The sequence below is a fragment of the Shewanella surugensis genome (genome assembly GCF_023284005.1).
Classification (GTDB): Bacteria; Pseudomonadota; Gammaproteobacteria; order Enterobacterales; family Shewanellaceae; genus Shewanella; species Shewanella surugensis.
The window spans coordinates 1-18,002 of record NZ_JAKIKS010000113.1; the positions used below are offsets into that span (position 1 = coordinate 1).

The window sequence follows — 18,002 nt, forward strand, 5'->3', positions numbered from 1 at the left end:
AACTGGTGTTGAACTTTACTTTTAGCCATAACCATTTATCCACTCAAAGCCTTACTTTAACTATAGTTCAGTTTTAGTAGCTTATGGCTGAGACTTGTCGGTAATCAGGTACTTTTTTGACTTAACATCAATAAACCGATCACTAATGCCTTTGTTATCCACAACCAACTTCTCACCACAAACCTCCTTAATGCTTCAATCAATGAGTGCTTAATTTTATAATCACTGAATAAAATCAAACTCATGTCATTAGATAGGCTTTTTAATTGAACATCAAGATGAAACTTGCGAAGAGATGCATTAGATATTGCTAAACATAAAGCAGAAGACTGTCACCTGTCCCTACATTATTTACTTCACAATGAAAGACTTTACACATGACGTTGTTACCGTATATTCATCATTATTACCCGAAACTAAGCTCATGGTATAAGCACCTGGCGCAGAGTAACGACTGGTTTTTAAATTGAATGCCCAATAATCATGTCTAAACACGAACATATACCTTCCGTTGCTTGCATAGCTTTCTTTTCTTTCCTTTGCCTACACTCATTACATCGACAATCTGGCCCTCAACGTCATCGACAACTTTAGGTGAGTAGGCCAGTTGAATCACAGGCACAGCCAACACATCATCATTCGTTCGTGTATGTCCGTTTGTATCTTCAAGGGAGGCTCTTAAGGGGAATACTCGATTCTTGTATCATTTTATGATCATATTTTGAATGCGTATTAAATCCCACACAGATATAGCTGGCTATAGCTTCAACATAAGTCACCGCTTCAGGGGCCAACATACCCGCTGAGCAACTTACATCGAGAAGGAAAATGTACCATCACTGTTCTCAGTAGTTGTTCCAGACCCTCTGCACTAGCCTGCACTACATTATAACTCTAACTCATCATGGGTGATTTTAATTTAATAACAGATACTTATTCAATAACCTCCCGAATGAGTCCCCGTTGCCGCCGCTAAAGAAAAAATGCTAAATTCATTGTTTCTGGGTCTAGTTCCCAACTCATCGATTGAATATCTGCCTCGGTATAGTCATATAAACTCAATAACCCCCCCCTTCAGCCGACTCCCAAAAGTCGTTAGAAAAACAATATTGCCTTTAATTTCACGATCACTGCCCACAATATCCTTCTCAGACATAACAAATACAGTGCCTATCAAGCAATAGCAAATGCCGAGCCTATCAAGCAAAAGCAAATAATAAGAAAAATGATTTCACGAATAGCAATCTTACTAAAATGATATTTTTTCATTGTGATACTCTCTTTTAATTTTACAAAATAGATTGATGTTCACGTTTTTCTAGGATATTAAACACTCAATCAAAAGGTGATTTCCTGATAAAAGATTACAACCTCACAAAAAAGAAACATCAATCTCAGGTATGAAATCCCACCTAACCATTCTTACCTATTGACATTCAAGCTAATACTTTCAGGCTATATTGCTCGAAAATAGGCATTTCAGACTCCCTTAAATAACGAAGTTCAAGGAACATCATCTAAGAAAAACATGCTAGAATGAGCAGGTATAACATCGTTATGATGCTGACTTACATGAGTATTAAAGCAGATTAAAGTTTGACCTTAATCAATGTTTTACTCAAATAATTGACGTATGATGACGAAATAACATATTTCTATCATTTAATGTTAAATCAGCCGAGGAATTTAGGCATGGCTCTGATTGGAAAACCGAAACCCGATCCAACTTTAGAATGGTTTTTATCACATTGTCACCTTCATAAGTATCCATCCAAGAGTACATTAATCCATGCAGGAGAAAGTTCAGATACCCTTTACTATATCGTTAAAGGTTCTGTCGCCGTCTTAATCAAAGACGAAGAAGGCAAGGAAATGATCCTCTCTTATTTAAATCAAGGAGATTTTATTGGCGAACTCGGATTATTTGAAGAGCAAGCCGAACGAACCGCTTGGGTGAGAGCAAAACAAGCTTGTGAGATTGCTGAAATATCATACAAAAAATTCAGACAACTGATCCAAGTTAACCCCGAAATACTCATGAAACTCTCGGCCCAAATGGCCTATCGTTTACACAGTACTAGTCAAAAAGTGGGCGATTTAGCTTTCTTAGATGTCGCTGGCCGTATTGCTCAAACACTACTGCATTTAGCGAAACAACCTGATGCGATGACGCACCCCGATGGCATGCAAATCAAGATCACTCGTCAAGAAATCGGTCAAATCGTCGGTTGCTCTCGAGAAACCGTTGGGCGCATTTTAAAAATGCTAGAAGAGCAAAACCTTATCCAAGCCCACGGTAAAACCATTGTGGTATACGGAACCCGATAACTCGCTTCAGCCTGTAATAGCGTGATTTCAGTACACGGTTAGTACAAAAATAAAAGAGCCATCGGCTCTTTTATTTTATACAACAGATCACTCAACGAAGCGCTTCAGCTCTCTTAAAAGTAGCCATATTACCAATAGAATTTCTCATGACGCCATTAATTCACCACCGATGTACTTTCTGTGCTCCTAGCATCATCTAATACGTCACACAAAGTCTTAATACCTAATAAGGTTCTGAGTGAGGGGCGATGTAATAAATCAGCATCGAGTTGATAAATATGCTTATTGATTACTGCGGGTATTTCATGCCATGGGGACCAATCGATACCTATAATATTACCTTCATCTTGGCTTTGTAAAATAACATCTGGCGCTTTGAGCAAAACCGACTCGACACTCACTTGAGGGTATTCATTCTCTGCAGCATAAAAAATATTTTGCCCATGGCAAACATCTATAATTTGTTGTATCCAGCTATTTTTTGCCACGGTCATTAAAGGCGTTGACCATAACTGATAAAAAACCTTCACATCGGCTTTAGCTGCATTTTCTTGTCGTAGTAAGCTCAGTTGTTGTCGATAATTTTTAGCCAGCTTATTCGCTTGCGCTTCATGTCCAGTCAACTGACCTAAGCGCTCCAGATCCCTAGCCACATCGGCTAATGTCTTAGGATCGCTATTGACCAACGTAAAACCCAGTGACGTTAACCGATCTAATGTCTCGACATTATTCCCCCCTTTCCAAGTCACAATTAGATCGGGGTTAAGCTCGATAATTTTTTCAATTTGAATCCCATAAAAACCGCCGACTCTAGGAATAACCTTCGCCTCTTCAGGAAAATCGGCGCTATCGGATGTGGCAATAATCGTATCACCTGCACCAATGGCAAAAAGCATCTCAACCGCATGAGGAGAAAGCGCAACGATCCGTTTGGCTGGCTGCTTGACTAACGGCTTAGCGGTTGATGCGGCAGCCCAATGGCTAGACAAGAGTAGCAGTAAGCTCAATGCGGACAACAACCTCATCAAAGTCCCTGCTCGCTTTTGAGCCCTTTTCATTATATTAATAATCAAATCCAGGTTGTGCTTTCACACCTGCTTCAAAGGCATGCTTTATTGGCTGAACCTCACTCACCGTATCGGCCAACTCAATAATACTGCGATGACACGCTCTCCCCGTGATAATAACATGCTGCATCGAAGGTCTATTTTTTAACGCATCAAGTACTCGCTCTACTTCTAAATAATGATAACTCACCATGTAAGTTAACTCATCGAGCATCACTAAATCGATACTGGAATCGTTCAATAAAATTTCAGCCGCCTCCCATGCACGTTTTGCCGCTTGAGTATCTTTTTCTTTATCTTGGCTCTCCCAAGTAAAGCCCGTCCCCATAACATGAAATTCAACACCAGCCCCCTCTAATAAGGTCCGTTCACCACATTCCCAATTTCCTTTAATGAATTGCACTACCGCAGCTTTTTTACCATGGCCGACCGACCGTGCAACCGTCCCAAAACCCGATGTCGACTTCCCTTTACCATTACCCGTTAAAACCAGTAAAACACCTTGCTCTTTTTGCGCTTTGGCAATCTTAGCGTCCACACTTTCTTTCACTTTCTGCTGCCTAGCCTTATGGCGCTCAGCTTTAACCTCATCAATATTGGACTGAGATGTTTCATTATTTTCTTTCATTGTATATACCCAAGCCTGTTGATGGCTAAATGTTATCAGATCATCAACAAGCAAAATAAATTAAAATGCCTCAAAGGCCGCTAAGTCAAGGTGCTGCTCTAATACATTAGCAAGCCTTTCAAGCTGCTGCTCTTTAATTTCATTGACATCAATGGGTTTAACCTCCCGCATTCCAGCCCACTTAAGTAAAAGTTGACCCGCTTCGGGGCTGTCAAAAACTCCATGGATATAGGTCCCTAAAATTTGGCCATCATGAGACAGTAACCCCTCTTTGATAAACTCAGCGGACGTATCAGCCCCCATTATGTCATATGAAGTGCCTTTATTAAGGACCTCCTGACAAAGAGACTCTTTACCTAGAGGCTGTTCATCAATCGGTCCTTCACAAAAAACCTTCTCATAAAAAGAGATCGGTTGTACCCCCGATTCTAACAATCGGGTATGGCCACAATGGATCTCATAACCTTTAATCAAAGCGCGTTGTGCTAATAATTGAATATATCCTGCCACTTGGGTTAATGTTTTACGTTGGGTCAATGTTGTTGCAATCGGTAATAGACTTAACCCTAGACTGCATCCTTTCTCGCCCTCGACACCATCAGGATCGCTAATCACATGGCCTAGCATTTGATAACCCCCGCAGATCCCTAATACTTTGCCGCCATAGCGTAAATGCTGCTTAATATGCCGCTCCCACCCCTGCTTTTTTAAACACGCTAAATCATCACGAACATTCTTACTGCCGGGCAAAATAATTAAATCAGCCTGAGGGAGTGAAGACTCTTCTGCAGGTGTTTGTATCGATACATAAGAAAATTCGATATTGGGATGTAACCTTAAGGGATCAAAGTCCGTATGGTTACTGATCCTTGGGTAAACTAACACCAACACTTTAAAGAAAACAGTGGATTTATCCGGTGTACTGCTGATGGCATCCTCTGCTTCAAGATGTAAATTTTGCAAATAAGGTAAGACCCCGAATACTGGCTTATGGGTATACTCTTCAAGCCAATCAATGCCTGATTGCAACAGGCTAATATCTCCTCGAAAACGATTAATGACAAACCCTTTCACCCTGGCTTGCTCACTTTCACTTAATAAAGCTAAGGTTCCGACCAAGTGTGCAAACACGCCACCTTTATCAATATCCGCAATAATGATCACTGGACAATCGACCGCTTCAGCAAACCCCATATTAGCGATATCACCTTCGCGCAAATTAATCTCAGCAGGACTGCCAGCCCCTTCAATCAATATCCATTCATACTGGGCTCTTAAGCGTGAAAAAGAGTCTAATACAGCCTCCATCGCCATCGCTTTATAGCGTTGACTGTCCGGACCAAAAAAGGCTTGTGCTTCTAATTCTAACAGTGCCTTTCCTTGAACGATAACTTGCGAACGAGTATTTGAACTGGGCTTTAATAAAATAGGATTAAAATCCGTATGCGGCTCGAGTCCACAAGCATAAGCTTGCAATGCTTGTGCTCGACCAATTTCGCCACCATCACAAGTCACCGCGCTGTTTAACGCCATATTTTGCGGTTTAAAAGGGGCAACATTAATATTTTTTCTGGCAAAGACCCTACATAATCCAGCCACTAAAGTGCTTTTACCCGCATCAGAAGTGGTTCCCTGCACCATTAACATCTTAGCTTTCGAGGCTTGAGTCATTTCATTCACATAATACTTCTCTTAAGTTTGGATAATCTAAGCTTTAATCACTTAGGCTTTGATAATCTGAACTTTGAATAACCTGAATTTGGATCACAAGTGCAATAACGTAATCATAAGAAACGGAGCATGTAAACATCAACATTTAAGGCGTTGAGGTAGCCCTGCGGTCACTAATGTCACCCGTTCTGCAAGTTTGGCTAATCTTGGTGTAACCAGCCCGCTTCATCAATAAAACGTCGATTAAGTTCACCTAACGGCACAATCCCCGAACCAACTTCATTACTCACTAAAATCAATTGACCAGAGACCAGAGATAATGTCGCTAAAAAATCAGCTTTTTGTTGTAACCAATGGGCTTCATCACGCAATAATTGATTCGTTAGCCACAAGGTTAAACAATCGACCAAGATGATTTTATTATGTGACATCTGATCGACTAAACACTGACTCAACGCAATAGGACACTCAATATTTAGCCAACGAAGAGGGCTTTTTTGACGCGTCATTTTGTACTGAGTAATTCTAACCGACATTTCTTCATCTAACGCTTGAGCCGTCGCAATATAAACACAATCCCCCCCCTCAAGACTGAGCTCTTGCACTAACGATTCAGCAAAACGACTCTTACCACTTCGCGCACCACCCGACACTAAATGGATCATAATGGCATGCCTAAAATCAACAGAATGAAATAACAAGTTAACTCACTCACTTGTTGAGCAGCCCCTAAGGTGTCGCCGGTATACCCACCTATTTGTCCTCGAAAAAAAGCCACCAACAAAATACGCACCATAAGCAAAGATAACACCAGTACCATGGCTTGCCAAAGACCGAGAAAAAGGAGTGGTCCCGCCGCCGTCAGTAACAAAATGAACAATTCATTCAAGCTTTGAAATTGGGCAAACGGCTTGACTTTACTGTCACGCTTATCACGGACATAAGTCTCACTGAAAATCAGGCTCGCCGCCAAAACACGACTTAAACAGTGGGCAATAATAAACGCAACCATGACGCGATTAGGATCAAATAATGCAATTTCAGTCAATAATTGCCATTTAAATAATAAAGCGAAAACCAAAGCCAGTGCGCCATAACTGCCTAACCGAGAATCTTTCATGATGTTTAATTTTTCTGCCGCAGTCCAAGCACCACCAAACCCATCGGCAGTATCGGCCAATCCATCTTCATGAAAGCCTCCTGTCATTACTACACTCGTTATCATAGACAACACAATAGCAATTGATACGGGTAACCAAATAGCGGTTATCGCAAAGACACTCGCGCAAACACCTCCCACAATCAAGCCTACAAGGCCAAAATATCGACTCGCTTGATTCAGTCTTTCAGTATCGATTTCAACCCAAGAAGGAATGGGTAAACGCGTTAAAAAACCCATAGCAATAAAAAATAAGCACAACTGTTTTCTGCAGGAATTCATCACTTTCTCATTATTATGGTAACTGGAAATTCATATATACCTTAGATATATAACCAAAGTCTCAATCTATCTTGATCCCCAAATCGGTTAAACTTGCCATTTGATTATAAAAATTTGTCGATGCTTGAATAAGGGGTAATGCTAACGCCGCCCAGTGCCTTCGCCTAATCTCAGATCAAGATTTAATAACGGTGTGGCCTGTAAATGTTCCAATAGTTTTGCATGTCCTTGCTCATGAGATTGATGCGCAAAAATCATATAATCACGCACATTAGCATTAATTTTAACGGCCGCTAATGCCGCTACTGTTGCAATAAACCCATCAATCACCACCAGCATTTTTCTCTGCGCAGCCGCTAACATAGCGCCAGTCATTTGCACGATTTCAAAGCCCCCCATACAGGCTAAAATATGATAAATATCTGTTAAATCATTTTTATGCAAAGTAAGACCTTGTTCAACAATTTGGATCTTACGTTGTAATTTCACATCATCGACTCCTGTCCCTCGCCCAACACATTCCTTTGCACTCATCTTGAGTATACTGGCCATAATGGCTGCCGATGAAGCAGTATTGCCGATCCCCATCTCTCCAAATGCGATTAAGTTACAACCTTGTTGATAATGAAAGTCCACTCTTTGGCTCGCCATCTCAAATCCTTTATGCACCGTTTCAATACTCATGGCTTTTGCTAAATGAAACGGCTGAGTCCCTTCTCCTAAACGTTGCTGTATTAAACTAGGCCATGACACAATCGGCGATAATATACCGCAATCAATGACTTCTAGAGCAAAACCCACTTGATGGCAAAACACATTTATCGCAGCGCCTCCAGCAATAAAATTCATGACCATTTGCCGAGTCACATCGCTGGATGCAATGGAAATATCAGCCTGACTCACACCGTGATCAGCCGCAAAAACCAACATTTGAGGTTTAATAATGCTCGGGTTATCTTGACCTAACACTTGCGCCACTTGCAAAGCCAGTGATTCCAGCTGACCTAATGCTAAAGGAGGCTTAGTTTTCATATCAATTTTATATTGGATTTCATCATCGTTATCATGGCTAACAGGAGATATATCAAACATATACATTCTCATTTATTCAGCTATTTTAAGGGAGGGAACTACATACTAAGCTTCTTGGTGACGACGCCTTAGCACAAACAAGAAAAAAGTACTGCCAATAACCGCGGTAATAATGCCAACAGGGAGCTCTTGATAACTCAATAAGGTTCGCGCCAGCACATCAATCCAAATCATAAAAATCCCCCCAAGCATCGCCGTTAGCATTAACGATAACTGGCCGGGAAATAATAAACGCACAATGTGGGGGATCATTAATCCCACAAAGCCAATGCCACCACAAGATGCCACTAATACTGCCGTAATAACCGAACACACAGACAGCATTCCAAGCCTTAATAAGGACACATTGATCCCTAAAGTATGGGCTGTTTCATCTCCCATTTTCATGGCAATAATCTGACGTTTAAATAACAATATAATCCCCGTGCAAGATATCACGACAATAACAGGTAACATCAGTCCAGACCACGTTGCCTTAGCAAAACTCCCTAGACTCCAAAAAAGCACGGAAGCGGCCGCTTGTGGCGATGAAAAGTAAAGTAACAAACTACTCAAGGCCCCAAACATAAAAGAGACCGCGACACCTGACAGCAGCATACGTTCAACTTGACGCCCCACATCGTTGCCACACATACTCAGCACAATAAAAACAGATAACCCCGCCCCGATAAAAGCACCTAAAGGCAATCCAATCCAACCTACCCCATGACTGCTCAATACGCCCTGGCCCAATAAGGTTAATACCACAACGGCCCCAAAAGAGGCACCAGAGGAAATACCAAATAAATAGGGATCTGCCAAAGGGTTACGCGTCACCGTTTGCAATACACTTCCCGCAACCGAGAGTCCTGCACCCGCAACAAAAGCCAGTAATACCCGTGGAAGCCTTAACTCCATAATAATACGGTCTTTCAAACCAAGCGACTCACCGATGCCAAATAAGTGAAAACTCAAACTCTGTAAGACATCCACAGAGTGGATTTCAGCCGCCCCAAAACTTCCGGCAAATAAAAGGGTAAAAAAACCTAAACACAATCCTAAAGGGATCCAGCAAAAACGCAAAAAACGCTTGCCGCTTTGACTAAGTAGTAACATTTAAATGATGATTTCCCTTATCATGATTACAGGATAAATCATTATCATAACCATAAAAATAACAAATGAGTGGCTTACCATGTTGTGGGTGAGAATGTACCTCACAGCACACATCAAATACGCTAGAAATAGTAGCCTCTGTTAATACTTGGTTGGGGGAGCCTTGTGCAATTAAATGGCCTTTTTCTAACAACACTAAAGAATCACACAGCGCACTGGCTAAATTCAGATCATGAATAGAAATAATAACACTTATCTTAAGTGAGCGTAATAATTCAAGAATTTGAATTTGATAACGGATATCAAGATGATTTGTCGGCTCATCCAAAATAAGCAATTGAGGATCTTGTACTATGGCTCTGGCAATCAAAGCGCGCTGTTTCTCTCCTCCGGATAAGGATTCAAAAACTTGCGCTCCTTTCTCAGTCAATCCAACTTTATACAGCGCCTGATCAATTACAGCATCATCCAACTCGGTATGGCTATCAAATACCCCCTTATGAGGCGTCAAACCTAATGCCACCAGTTGGCGAGTCGTCATATCAAAATGCTGAGGTGTATCCTGTAGTACAACCGCGACCTTCTGAGCAAAAGCACGAGAAGATAAAGCCGTCATGTTCTGGTTAAATAATTGAATATGGCCAGAAGTCGGTTTGAAATAGCGATATAAACACCGCAACAAACTGGATTTCCCCGCCCCGTTCGGACCTATGATACCGAGAACTTGCCCTTCTTGTAGATTAAAATGAATGTCCGCTAAGATCGGCTTATCATTAATCTGCCAATGCAATGCATGCACAGAGAGTACGGTTTTATCTTGTTGCGTCATATTATCCTATCAATCATGAAGGCCAATGTAGTCGAGGGGAAAACCGAGTGACACGCTCTTTATGACCATTTTTATCAAGCTTTTCATCACAGCTTATCTGCACTTCAACCTTGACCATAGCACCATAACCCAAAGCGAATTGACTATAAATACCCGCGCAACGTTTAAGACCTAATACTCGTGACATGATATGCCGGATGACGCCACCATGAGCAATCACCAGCACCACTTGACCAGAAAAATCTTGTAATAGCTGTTCCCAAGCATTATCGACTCTATGTTCAAACATCACCATTGACTCACCGTTAGGCGGCTTTTCACTCCAAGGATCGGCCCAATATCGCGTTAATGCGGGTTCGTAACGCTCATAAAGAACATCAAAACCTTGACCATCCCAATCACCAAAATCCATCTCTTGCAAGGCATCACAAAAATGAATATCTATGTCGGTTGTTAAATGAAGTTGATGAGCAAATTCAGCGCAGCGGCGTAAAGGTGAACTCACAATATGATCAGGTTGCATGGTTAATTGGGCCACCGCCTGCATTTGCGCTATTCCTACAGGCAATAAAGGCACATCCACTCGCCCTCTAAGGATTCTGCCCCCTTCACACTCACCATGCCTTAAGAAAAAAAAATGTGTTTTCATCAACGCTGCCTTAATTAAAGAATAATAAAATCAATCAAACCCCATTTGACTCATCATGAGACCAATAAAACCTAAAATCACTAAAAAGTAATACACAAGTAAATAAATACCTCAAAAAATGAGGCTACACACCTCATAACAAACCAATTGAGTAACAATAATAAAACATTAACAAACACAACCATAGCGCATGATGTTAATCCTTGCGCTCTGAGGATAAACTCACGTATTATGGACGTCTATATGTCTAAACAAGTTATCCTCGACATGCTCCTTCGAGTAAAAGATAGCAAGTAATCATGCCCAAAATAGTGTCATAGCGATCACGGTTTATACATACCCGTACCCAAAGTACTGGCATAGCGATCACGGTTTATGCTTACCCGTACCCAAAGTACTGGCATAGCGATCACGGTTTATACTTACCCGTACCCAAAGTACTGGCATAGCGATCACGGTTTATACATACCCGTACCCAAATAGGAATGGATCATGACAACACAATCCCCAACATTCGTCCCTCCCACTGAGCTACTGCCTATCGATAAAACGGCGCAGCTGACAGAACAACTTAACAATGGGATCTTAATGCTTGATGGCGCTATGGGAACCATGATCCAAGGCTATCAATTTGAAGAGATTGATTTTAGAGGTGAACGCTTCAAAGATTGGTGCTGTGATGTCAAAGGCAATAATGATTTATTAGTGTTAACTCAAGCTGAAACCATCAAAAAAATTCATAAAGATTATTTACTTGCTGGCGCTGACATTACCGAAACCAATACCTTTAATTCCACTTGCATCGCCATGGCCGATTATGAAATGCAAACATTATCGGCTGAAATCAACTTTGAAGGGGCACGCCTAGCAAAAGCCGCCGCCATGGAAGTCACTGCAGAAACGGGACGCGCCTGTTATGTCGCAGGTGTACTCGGTCCCACAAACCGGACGTGTTCTATTAGCCCAGATGTTAACGATCCCAGTTTTCGTAATGTCAGTTTTGATGAATTAGTGGCAGCCTATATTGAGTCTATCAATGCTTTAATCGCCGGTGGCATTGATATCATCATGGTCGAAACCATCTTTGATACCTTGAATGCCAAGGCGGCCTTATTTGCCATCGAAACGGTTTTCGATACCTTAGGCACTCGTTTACCTATCATGATTTCCGGTACCATTACCGATGCTTCGGGCCGGACTCTAACAGGACAAACCACTGAAGCTTTTTATAACTCATTACGTCATGTTAAGCCGCTATCGATTGGCCTTAACTGTGCATTGGGCCCAAAAGAGCTACGCCCTTATGTAGAGGAACTCTCCAAAATAGCCGAGTGCTTCGTATCGGCTCATCCTAATGCTGGTCTGCCTAATGAATTTGGCGGTTATGATGAAACCCCCGAGCAAATGGCTGAAGTCATTGAAGAATGGGCCGCTGAGGGTTTTTTAAATATCGTTGGCGGTTGCTGTGGAACTACGCCACAGCACATCAAGGTGATACGTGAAGCCGTCATTAAACACCCCGCTCGCCGTTTACCCGATTTACCCGTTGCTTGTCGCCTTTCAGGGTTAGAGCCCTTAACCATCGATGAAAATTCCTTATTTTTGAACGTTGGTGAACGCACCAATGTAACGGGCTCGGCGCGCTTTCTTCGGCTAATTAAAGACGGTGAATTTGAAACCGCGCTCAGTGTCGCGCGTGAACAAGTGGAAAATGGCGCCCAAATCATCGATATCAACATGGATGAAGGCATGCTTGATGGCGTTGAGATCATGCATAAGTTTTTAAACTTAATCGCCTCAGAGCCTGACATATCAAGGGTCCCCATCATGATTGACTCCTCGAAGTGGGAAGTCATAGAAGCGGGACTAAAATGCATTCAAGGCAAAGGGATCGTCAATTCAATATCGCTTAAAGAAGGCGAAGAAAAATTTATCGAGCAAGCCAAATTAGTCAAACGTTATGGTGCTGCCGCCATTATTATGGCCTTTGATGAAGAAGGACAAGCCGATACTAAGGCCCGTAAAATTGAAATTTGTACTCGGGCTTACCGTGTACTGGTTAATAAAGTCGGCTTCCCCCCAGAAGATATTATTTTCGATCCCAATATTTTTGCCATTGCTACGGGGATTGAAGAACATGATAATTACGCGGTCGACTTCATCGAAGCCACCCAAGAAATCAAACGAACCCTGCCTCATGCCATGATTTCCGGCGGTGTCTCCAATGTCTCTTTCTCATTTCGCGGCAATAACCCCGTTCGTGAAGCCATACACGCAGTCTTCTTATATCATGCCATTCAAGCAGGCATGGACATGGGCATTGTTAATGCCAGTCAGCTGGCGATTTATGACGATATCGACAGCGAGTTAAAACAATTAGTTGAAAATATCGTCCTAAATTTACCTTGCCCTATTGAAGGCTCATCCAATACGGATCAGTTATTAGAGATCGCCGAAAAATTTAGGGGCAATGGCAGTCAAGCTCTAAAAAAAGAAGATCTTGAATGGCGTAGCTTACCTGTCAATAAGCGCTTGGCCCATGCGCTCGTCAAGGGGGTCACTGAGTTTATCGATGAAGATACCGAAGAGGCTCGACAGCAAGCCACTAGACCGCTGGATGTCATTGAAGGATCATTAATGGACGGCATGAACATCGTCGGTGATTTATTTGGCTCAGGAAAAATGTTCTTGCCCCAAGTGGTCAAATCGGCGCGAGTAATGAAAAAGTCTGTCGCCTATTTAAACCCTTATATTGAACTTGAAAAAACCGAAGCTCAGTCCAACGGCAAGATTTTAATGGTAACCGTTAAAGGCGATGTGCATGATATCGGTAAAAATATCGTTGGCGTCGTCTTGGCTTGTAATGGCTATGAAGTCATTGATTTAGGCGTAATGGTGCCGGTTGAAAAAATTATTGAAACGGCCATCGCTGAAAACGTCGATATTATCGGCATGTCGGGTCTTATCACACCAAGCCTCGATGAAATGGTGCACAATGTGAAAAGCTTCCAGAAAGCGGGCCTCACCATTCCCTCTATCATTGGTGGCGCCACTTGCTCTAAAATTCATACCGCAGTCAAAATTGCCCCGCATTCGCCCACAGGTGCCATCTATATTGCCGATGCGTCGCGCGCCGTCCCTATGGTATCAAAGCTCATTAATAATCAAACGCGCCAAGCCACCATCGATGCCGCTTACGCAGAATACCAAGTCATGCGTGATAAGCGCAACGCACAAACAAAACGTAAAATCATCACCACGATTGAAAAAGCACGCGAAAATCGTTGCCACCATGACTGGGAAAACTATACGCCGTTTGTGCCTAATCAATTGGGACGGCAAGTCTTCGAGGATTACCCGCTGGAAGATCTTGTTGAACGTATCGACTGGACACCCTTTTTCCGCAGCTGGGAACTCCATGGACATTTCCCTAAAATTCTTGAAGACAAAGTCGTGGGTATTGAGGCAACAAAACTCTACGCCGATGGCAAAGCCATGCTCAAGCAAATTATCGATGAGAAATGGTTAACGGCAAAAGCCGTGATTGGATTATTTCCAGCCAATACGGTCAATTTTGATGATATTGAACTCTATACTGATGAGTCGCGTAACACCCTTGAAATGACCACCCATCATTTACGCATGCAAATTGAACGAGTGGGTAACAATAATTTCTGTCTAGCCGATTTTGTCGCCCCCAAAGACAGTGGCGTGGCGGATTACATGGGCGGCTTTGCCGTTACCACAGGGCATGGCATTGATGAATATGTGGCGCGCTTTGAAGCCGATCATGATGATTACAGCGCCATCATGTTGAAATGTCTCGCCGATCGTCTCGCCGAAGCCTTTGCCGAGCGCATGCATGAACGCGTACGTAAAGAGTTTTGGGGTTATGCCGCCGATGAAATTCTCAATAATGAAGACATTATCCGAGAAAAGTACAAAGGCATACGGCCCGCCCCTGGTTATCCCGCTTGTCCCGATCATACTGAAAAAGGCTTATTATGGACGTTATTAAAGCCAGATGAAACCATTGGACTCAATATCACAGAAAGCTTTGCCATGTTCCCCACCGCCGCGGTATCAGGCTGGTATTTTGCACATCCAAAGTCCCGCTATTTTGGGGTCACGAACATTGGTCGTGATCAAGTAGAAGACTACGCCAAGCGCAAAGATATGAGTAAAAGCGAAGCTGAACGTTGGCTAATGCCCGTGTTAGATTACGATCCAGAATAAGCGTTAATATTAAAAATAATCCTATAACATCATGAAAGTGCTATTTTAAATAGCACTTTTTTGTTCAACAATGATGCCTGCTTTCTACAATATTCTTTTTACGGCTTAAAATCAGCCAATAACTTAAAACGGGTGATCGACCATTACCCGTGCATTGGTCGCTTCATTAGAATGGGCAATATCAGCCCGCACGACAATGCCCGTAATGAACAGCCATAATCGACTTTTAAAAATACAACTTCAACGGTTTGGCTATATCTACAAGATAGCCCCTCAAATACACCATCGCAAATAAGACTAATGGACTCTGCCCTGCTGTTAATGCTCAAGTAAACCTGTGACTTGATAAACCAAATACCCCACGGCAAAAGCCACTAATGGACAAGCTTTATAAACTAAACTCTCTAACGGTCTATAATCGGTAACATTAACGGGAGAATAATAGAGCAGCAATAGCGCAACGATGATGGATATAAGGGTAGAAAATGTGATTTTAACCGATTTTTTCATGCAAAATTCCTTTTTATAATCGCTAACTGAACTGAGCACCCCCTGTGCTTATCCCGTTATAATATCATTACTTAAACCATATTCACCAGCATAACTTCTGATTTTTTTAACGCCCGTTAATGATTTAATTCAGGGATTAGCGTTCTCTCACCATACCTTAATCTAACAACATCAGTCATTCTCACTTAAATCATAAGTAAAATTTAATACACTATTGATAATTAATAGTTAATCCAAAATAATCAACAAATTATAAAAAATAAATTCATTTCCTTCACATTAATGAATAAATACACTAAAAAATTTGTTACAAAAAAGGTGATTACTTTAAGTAAAGTTGGACAATAAATAAACAGATAAATGATTTATGTAAATTAATGTTCGTTTATCATTAAGATTAACTGATTTAATTTCAAATATACGCCTATTAATGATGAAAACTTGAAAAACATTTTTTGCTAAATCAATTCCGATTAGTGTAACTTTCATATTGGACACCTTTTGTTGGTATTGAACGCACACATTCAATATGGCGCTAATGACGCCTACTTTGCAAGAGGTGTCCATCCCATCATCTCTTGGGAAAATGATTATAGTCGTACCGATTGGTCGGACCTTAATCAAGATAATGCCATTGCTGGCTACCCTGAAACAGGAGAAGAAGTCACTTGGAACAAAAGCGAGTATGAAGATGATAATTTAAAATCTTTGTGCAAAAAGAAATCGGGTTCAGGTTCTGTGATGGAGGGAAGTGTAGACGTTCTTAAGTGGGACGACCTCAGTACTTGGCGATCAAATGCCAAAAATGCGGGTTTTGGCACAAAATATGATGGGATCATGCAAGTCAATATTCCCGCTGGAAGTGCTTTACTTAATGGTAAAACCTTAGATATCACCGAAGATGTGTTAGATTTAGAAGTTGACCTTTATGCCACCATGATAAGGCGTAATAATGGCAGCTTTAAAGATATCAGTAAGGTCGCCATCCCCATTACGATCTCTGGCGTCGATGATGTTGCGGTGATCCCCGATGCATGGAGCTTTCCAGCTGTTGTGGGTGCCCCGGCCGTTTATGATATTTCAGATAATAATCGTATTGCCTGTTTAGCCGTTAAAGGCTCAAGTAATTGCCTTAATGCGACTTCTGCAGATAAAGAAAATGTCTTTCCCACCTCCATTACTCGCACCGATGAGTATTTCGAAACCTTAACCATGCTACGCTGTGGCTCAGCGACAGGTTATGAAGCAGAGCAAGGATATACATCATTATTGACACAATCTGGAACCGATGGATATAGCGATAACGGCTGGTGTTCTCAACTTAATAACCTCACTCGCAGCTGGAAAAATGTCATCAGTAGTTTAGGTCAAGCCTGGATTGTCAGTGAAAACCCTTACACTGCTACTGTAGAGTGCTTATCCCAAGGAACGGGATCTTGCTTAAACAAAAATATTATCACCGATAAAGCCATCATCACATCAGCGCTAGGATCGAATACATCAAGAATGAAGGTCGAAATGTTAACTATCGATACGAGTACCCTATGCCACTATAAAGACGGACAGTTTAATACTTGCCCTACTGAACTTTTGACCATTTTTGATTAAAAAAACAAATAGATAAATAAGAATACATATTCATCAAATTAAGTCAGGGCAATAGTATTTAAATGCCTTAAAAATAAACATCACCATAAAAGGAAAGCATAAAAAATATAACACCTTTCTATGATGTAAATAAAAGGGAACATAAAATGTATCTCCATTATAAAAAAATAATCAACATCATCTTAATACTGGCAATCAGTTTACTACCTATTTACGCGGAAGCCGGTTTCTTTAATAAAATACTCAATGGCATTAAAAGCATTGTTGACCCAAGTTCATATACCTCTATTACCCAATATTTAGGCGTCGATACCATTACCAAAATACCTTATATTAAAGACAGTGTAAATTTTATAAAATCAACCAGTGAATCAGCGGTAAAAGGTGGCGTGTCAAATACCGTTAACGTGTTAAATACCGGCATCACTCAAATCACTAATGAAATTAACGATGCCAATATCATTAAGAATTTAAATTCAGGACTTAACACTTTTACCAGTACAGTCAACTCGTTAAAGATTCCTCAACTATTAGGCTCTTTACCAATGGCCGACGCCGAGTCTTGGGGCAGAATGATCTATTATGTCATCACAGATTTCACCGATTGCTTAAAATTCGCCGTAACTGACAATAATGTAGACAACGATGCTGGCAGAGCACAAGCAACGCTTGATGGGCTCACTTGCTTTTCCAAAGCGGCACAAATGGCCGCACAAATGGTTCAAGCGATTATCAGTGGAGCTATAGTCGTTTCTGGTGTATGAGGATAAAGCATTGCGATGTAACCTGTTAATTGATCTTGGCCGATCAACAATTAACAAAAGGAACATCGCAATGACTAAAAATGA

General features: G+C 41.5%; 14 protein-coding genes and 1 pseudogene. 4 read left to right on the forward strand and 11 right to left on the reverse strand.

Annotated features, from left to right (window positions below):
* Nucleotides 1–351: 351 nt before the first annotated feature.
* On the reverse strand, nt 352–501 hold the full coding sequence (locus L2764_RS20945) for a hypothetical protein (RefSeq protein ID WP_248942293.1): 150 nt from the start codon (nt 499–501) through the stop codon (nt 352–354).
* A gap of 1,191 nt (nt 502–1,692) precedes the next feature.
* On the opposite strand from L2764_RS20945, the gene crp reads away from it, so the two are divergent.
* Complete coding sequence (crp, locus tag L2764_RS20950) at nt 1,693–2,328, forward strand: cAMP-activated global transcriptional regulator CRP (RefSeq protein ID WP_248942294.1); 636 nt, start codon at nt 1,693–1,695, stop codon at nt 2,326–2,328.
* A gap of 155 nt (nt 2,329–2,483) precedes the next feature.
* Here crp and L2764_RS20955 read toward each other — a convergent pair whose 3' ends face one another.
* From L2764_RS20955 to L2764_RS20995, 9 genes and pseudogenes are all read right to left on the reverse strand, one after another.
* Complete coding sequence (locus L2764_RS20955) at nt 2,484–3,353, reverse strand: cobalamin-binding protein (protein WP_283107102.1); 870 nt, start codon at nt 3,351–3,353, stop codon at nt 2,484–2,486.
* A 37-nt stretch (nt 3,354–3,390) separates the two neighbouring features.
* A complete protein-coding gene (cobO, locus tag L2764_RS20960; protein WP_248942295.1) occupies nt 3,391–4,023 on the reverse strand; it encodes a cob(I)yrinic acid a,c-diamide adenosyltransferase in 633 nt (210 codons plus the stop codon).
* 60 nt (nt 4,024–4,083) lie between these two features.
* The gene (locus tag L2764_RS20965; RefSeq protein ID WP_248942304.1) at nt 4,084–5,694 is read right to left on the reverse strand and encodes a cobyric acid synthase; all 1,611 of its coding nucleotides are present in this window, start codon (nt 5,692–5,694) and stop codon (nt 4,084–4,086) included.
* Between the two features lie 200 nt (nt 5,695–5,894).
* Complete coding sequence (locus L2764_RS20970; RefSeq protein ID WP_312018375.1) at nt 5,895–6,359, reverse strand: bifunctional adenosylcobinamide kinase/adenosylcobinamide-phosphate guanylyltransferase; 465 nt, start codon at nt 6,357–6,359, stop codon at nt 5,895–5,897.
* Entirely contained in the window at nt 6,356–7,135 is a 780-nt protein-coding gene (locus L2764_RS20975) for an adenosylcobinamide-GDP ribazoletransferase (RefSeq protein ID WP_248942296.1), read from the reverse strand. The genes L2764_RS20970 and L2764_RS20975 overlap by 4 nt, the downstream gene beginning before the upstream one ends.
* A gap of 61 nt (nt 7,136–7,196) precedes the next feature.
* A pseudogene (cobT, locus tag L2764_RS20980) lies at nt 7,197–8,227 on the reverse strand (nicotinate-nucleotide--dimethylbenzimidazole phosphoribosyltransferase).
* 45 nt (nt 8,228–8,272) lie between these two features.
* A complete protein-coding gene (locus tag L2764_RS20985; protein WP_248942297.1) occupies nt 8,273–9,322 on the reverse strand; it encodes a FecCD family ABC transporter permease in 1,050 nt (349 codons plus the stop codon).
* Nucleotides 9,309–10,151, reverse strand: coding sequence for an ABC transporter ATP-binding protein (locus L2764_RS20990; RefSeq protein ID WP_248942298.1), 843 nt, complete (start codon nt 10,149–10,151; stop codon nt 9,309–9,311). The genes L2764_RS20985 and L2764_RS20990 overlap by 14 nt, the downstream gene beginning before the upstream one ends.
* 13 nt (nt 10,152–10,164) lie before the next feature.
* Nucleotides 10,165–10,800: a histidine phosphatase family protein gene (locus tag L2764_RS20995; RefSeq protein ID WP_248942299.1), complete on the reverse strand. Its 636-nt coding sequence runs from the start codon at nt 10,798–10,800 to the stop codon at nt 10,165–10,167.
* Between the two features lie 492 nt (nt 10,801–11,292).
* On the opposite strand from L2764_RS20995, the gene metH reads away from it, so the two are divergent.
* Nucleotides 11,293–15,036, forward strand: coding sequence for a methionine synthase (gene metH / locus L2764_RS21000; RefSeq protein ID WP_283107104.1), 3,744 nt, complete (start codon nt 11,293–11,295; stop codon nt 15,034–15,036).
* A 318-nt stretch (nt 15,037–15,354) separates the two neighbouring features.
* On the opposite strand, the gene L2764_RS21005 is transcribed toward metH, so the two are convergent.
* Entirely contained in the window at nt 15,355–15,546 is a 192-nt protein-coding gene (locus L2764_RS21005; protein ID WP_248942300.1) for a hypothetical protein, read from the reverse strand.
* 501 nt (nt 15,547–16,047) lie between these two features.
* Here L2764_RS21005 and L2764_RS21010 point away from each other — a divergent pair.
* The gene (locus L2764_RS21010; RefSeq protein WP_248942301.1) at nt 16,048–17,154 is read left to right on the forward strand and encodes a hypothetical protein; all 1,107 of its coding nucleotides are present in this window, start codon (nt 16,048–16,050) and stop codon (nt 17,152–17,154) included.
* Nucleotides 17,155–17,300: 146 nt separating this feature from the next.
* Nucleotides 17,301–17,918: a hypothetical protein gene (locus tag L2764_RS21015; RefSeq protein WP_248942302.1), complete on the forward strand. Its 618-nt coding sequence runs from the start codon at nt 17,301–17,303 to the stop codon at nt 17,916–17,918.
* Nucleotides 17,919–18,002 lie beyond the last annotated feature (84 nt).

Coding starts and splice junctions, on each gene's coding strand:
- L2764_RS20990 (WP_248942298.1), bottom strand. CDS start 10,151: ATGACGCAACAAGATAAAACCGTACTCTCTGTGCATGCATTGCATTGG.
- L2764_RS21015 (WP_248942302.1), top strand. CDS start 17,301: ATGTATCTCCATTATAAAAAAATAATCAACATCATCTTAATACTGGCA.
- L2764_RS21005 (WP_248942300.1), bottom strand. CDS start 15,546: ATGAAAAAATCGGTTAAAATCACATTTTCTACCCTTATATCCATCATC.
- crp (WP_248942294.1), top strand. CDS start 1,693: ATGGCTCTGATTGGAAAACCGAAACCCGATCCAACTTTAGAATGGTTT.
- L2764_RS20985 (WP_248942297.1), bottom strand. CDS start 9,322: ATGTTACTACTTAGTCAAAGCGGCAAGCGTTTTTTGCGTTTTTGCTGG.
- L2764_RS20970 (WP_312018375.1), bottom strand. CDS start 6,359: ATGATCCATTTAGTGTCGGGTGGTGCGCGAAGTGGTAAGAGTCGTTTT.
- L2764_RS20975 (WP_248942296.1), bottom strand. CDS start 7,135: ATGAATTCCTGCAGAAAACAGTTGTGCTTATTTTTTATTGCTATGGGT.
- metH (WP_283107104.1), top strand. CDS start 11,293: ATGACAACACAATCCCCAACATTCGTCCCTCCCACTGAGCTACTGCCT.
- L2764_RS20945 (WP_248942293.1), bottom strand. CDS start 501: ATGTTCGTGTTTAGACATGATTATTGGGCATTCAATTTAAAAACCAGT.
- L2764_RS20995 (WP_248942299.1), bottom strand. CDS start 10,800: ATGAAAACACATTTTTTTTTCTTAAGGCATGGTGAGTGTGAAGGGGGC.
- L2764_RS20965 (WP_248942304.1), bottom strand. CDS start 5,694: ATGACTCAAGCCTCGAAAGCTAAGATGTTAATGGTGCAGGGAACCACT.
- L2764_RS20955 (WP_283107102.1), bottom strand. CDS start 3,353: ATGAGGTTGTTGTCCGCATTGAGCTTACTGCTACTCTTGTCTAGCCAT.
- cobO (WP_248942295.1), bottom strand. CDS start 4,023: ATGAAAGAAAATAATGAAACATCTCAGTCCAATATTGATGAGGTTAAA.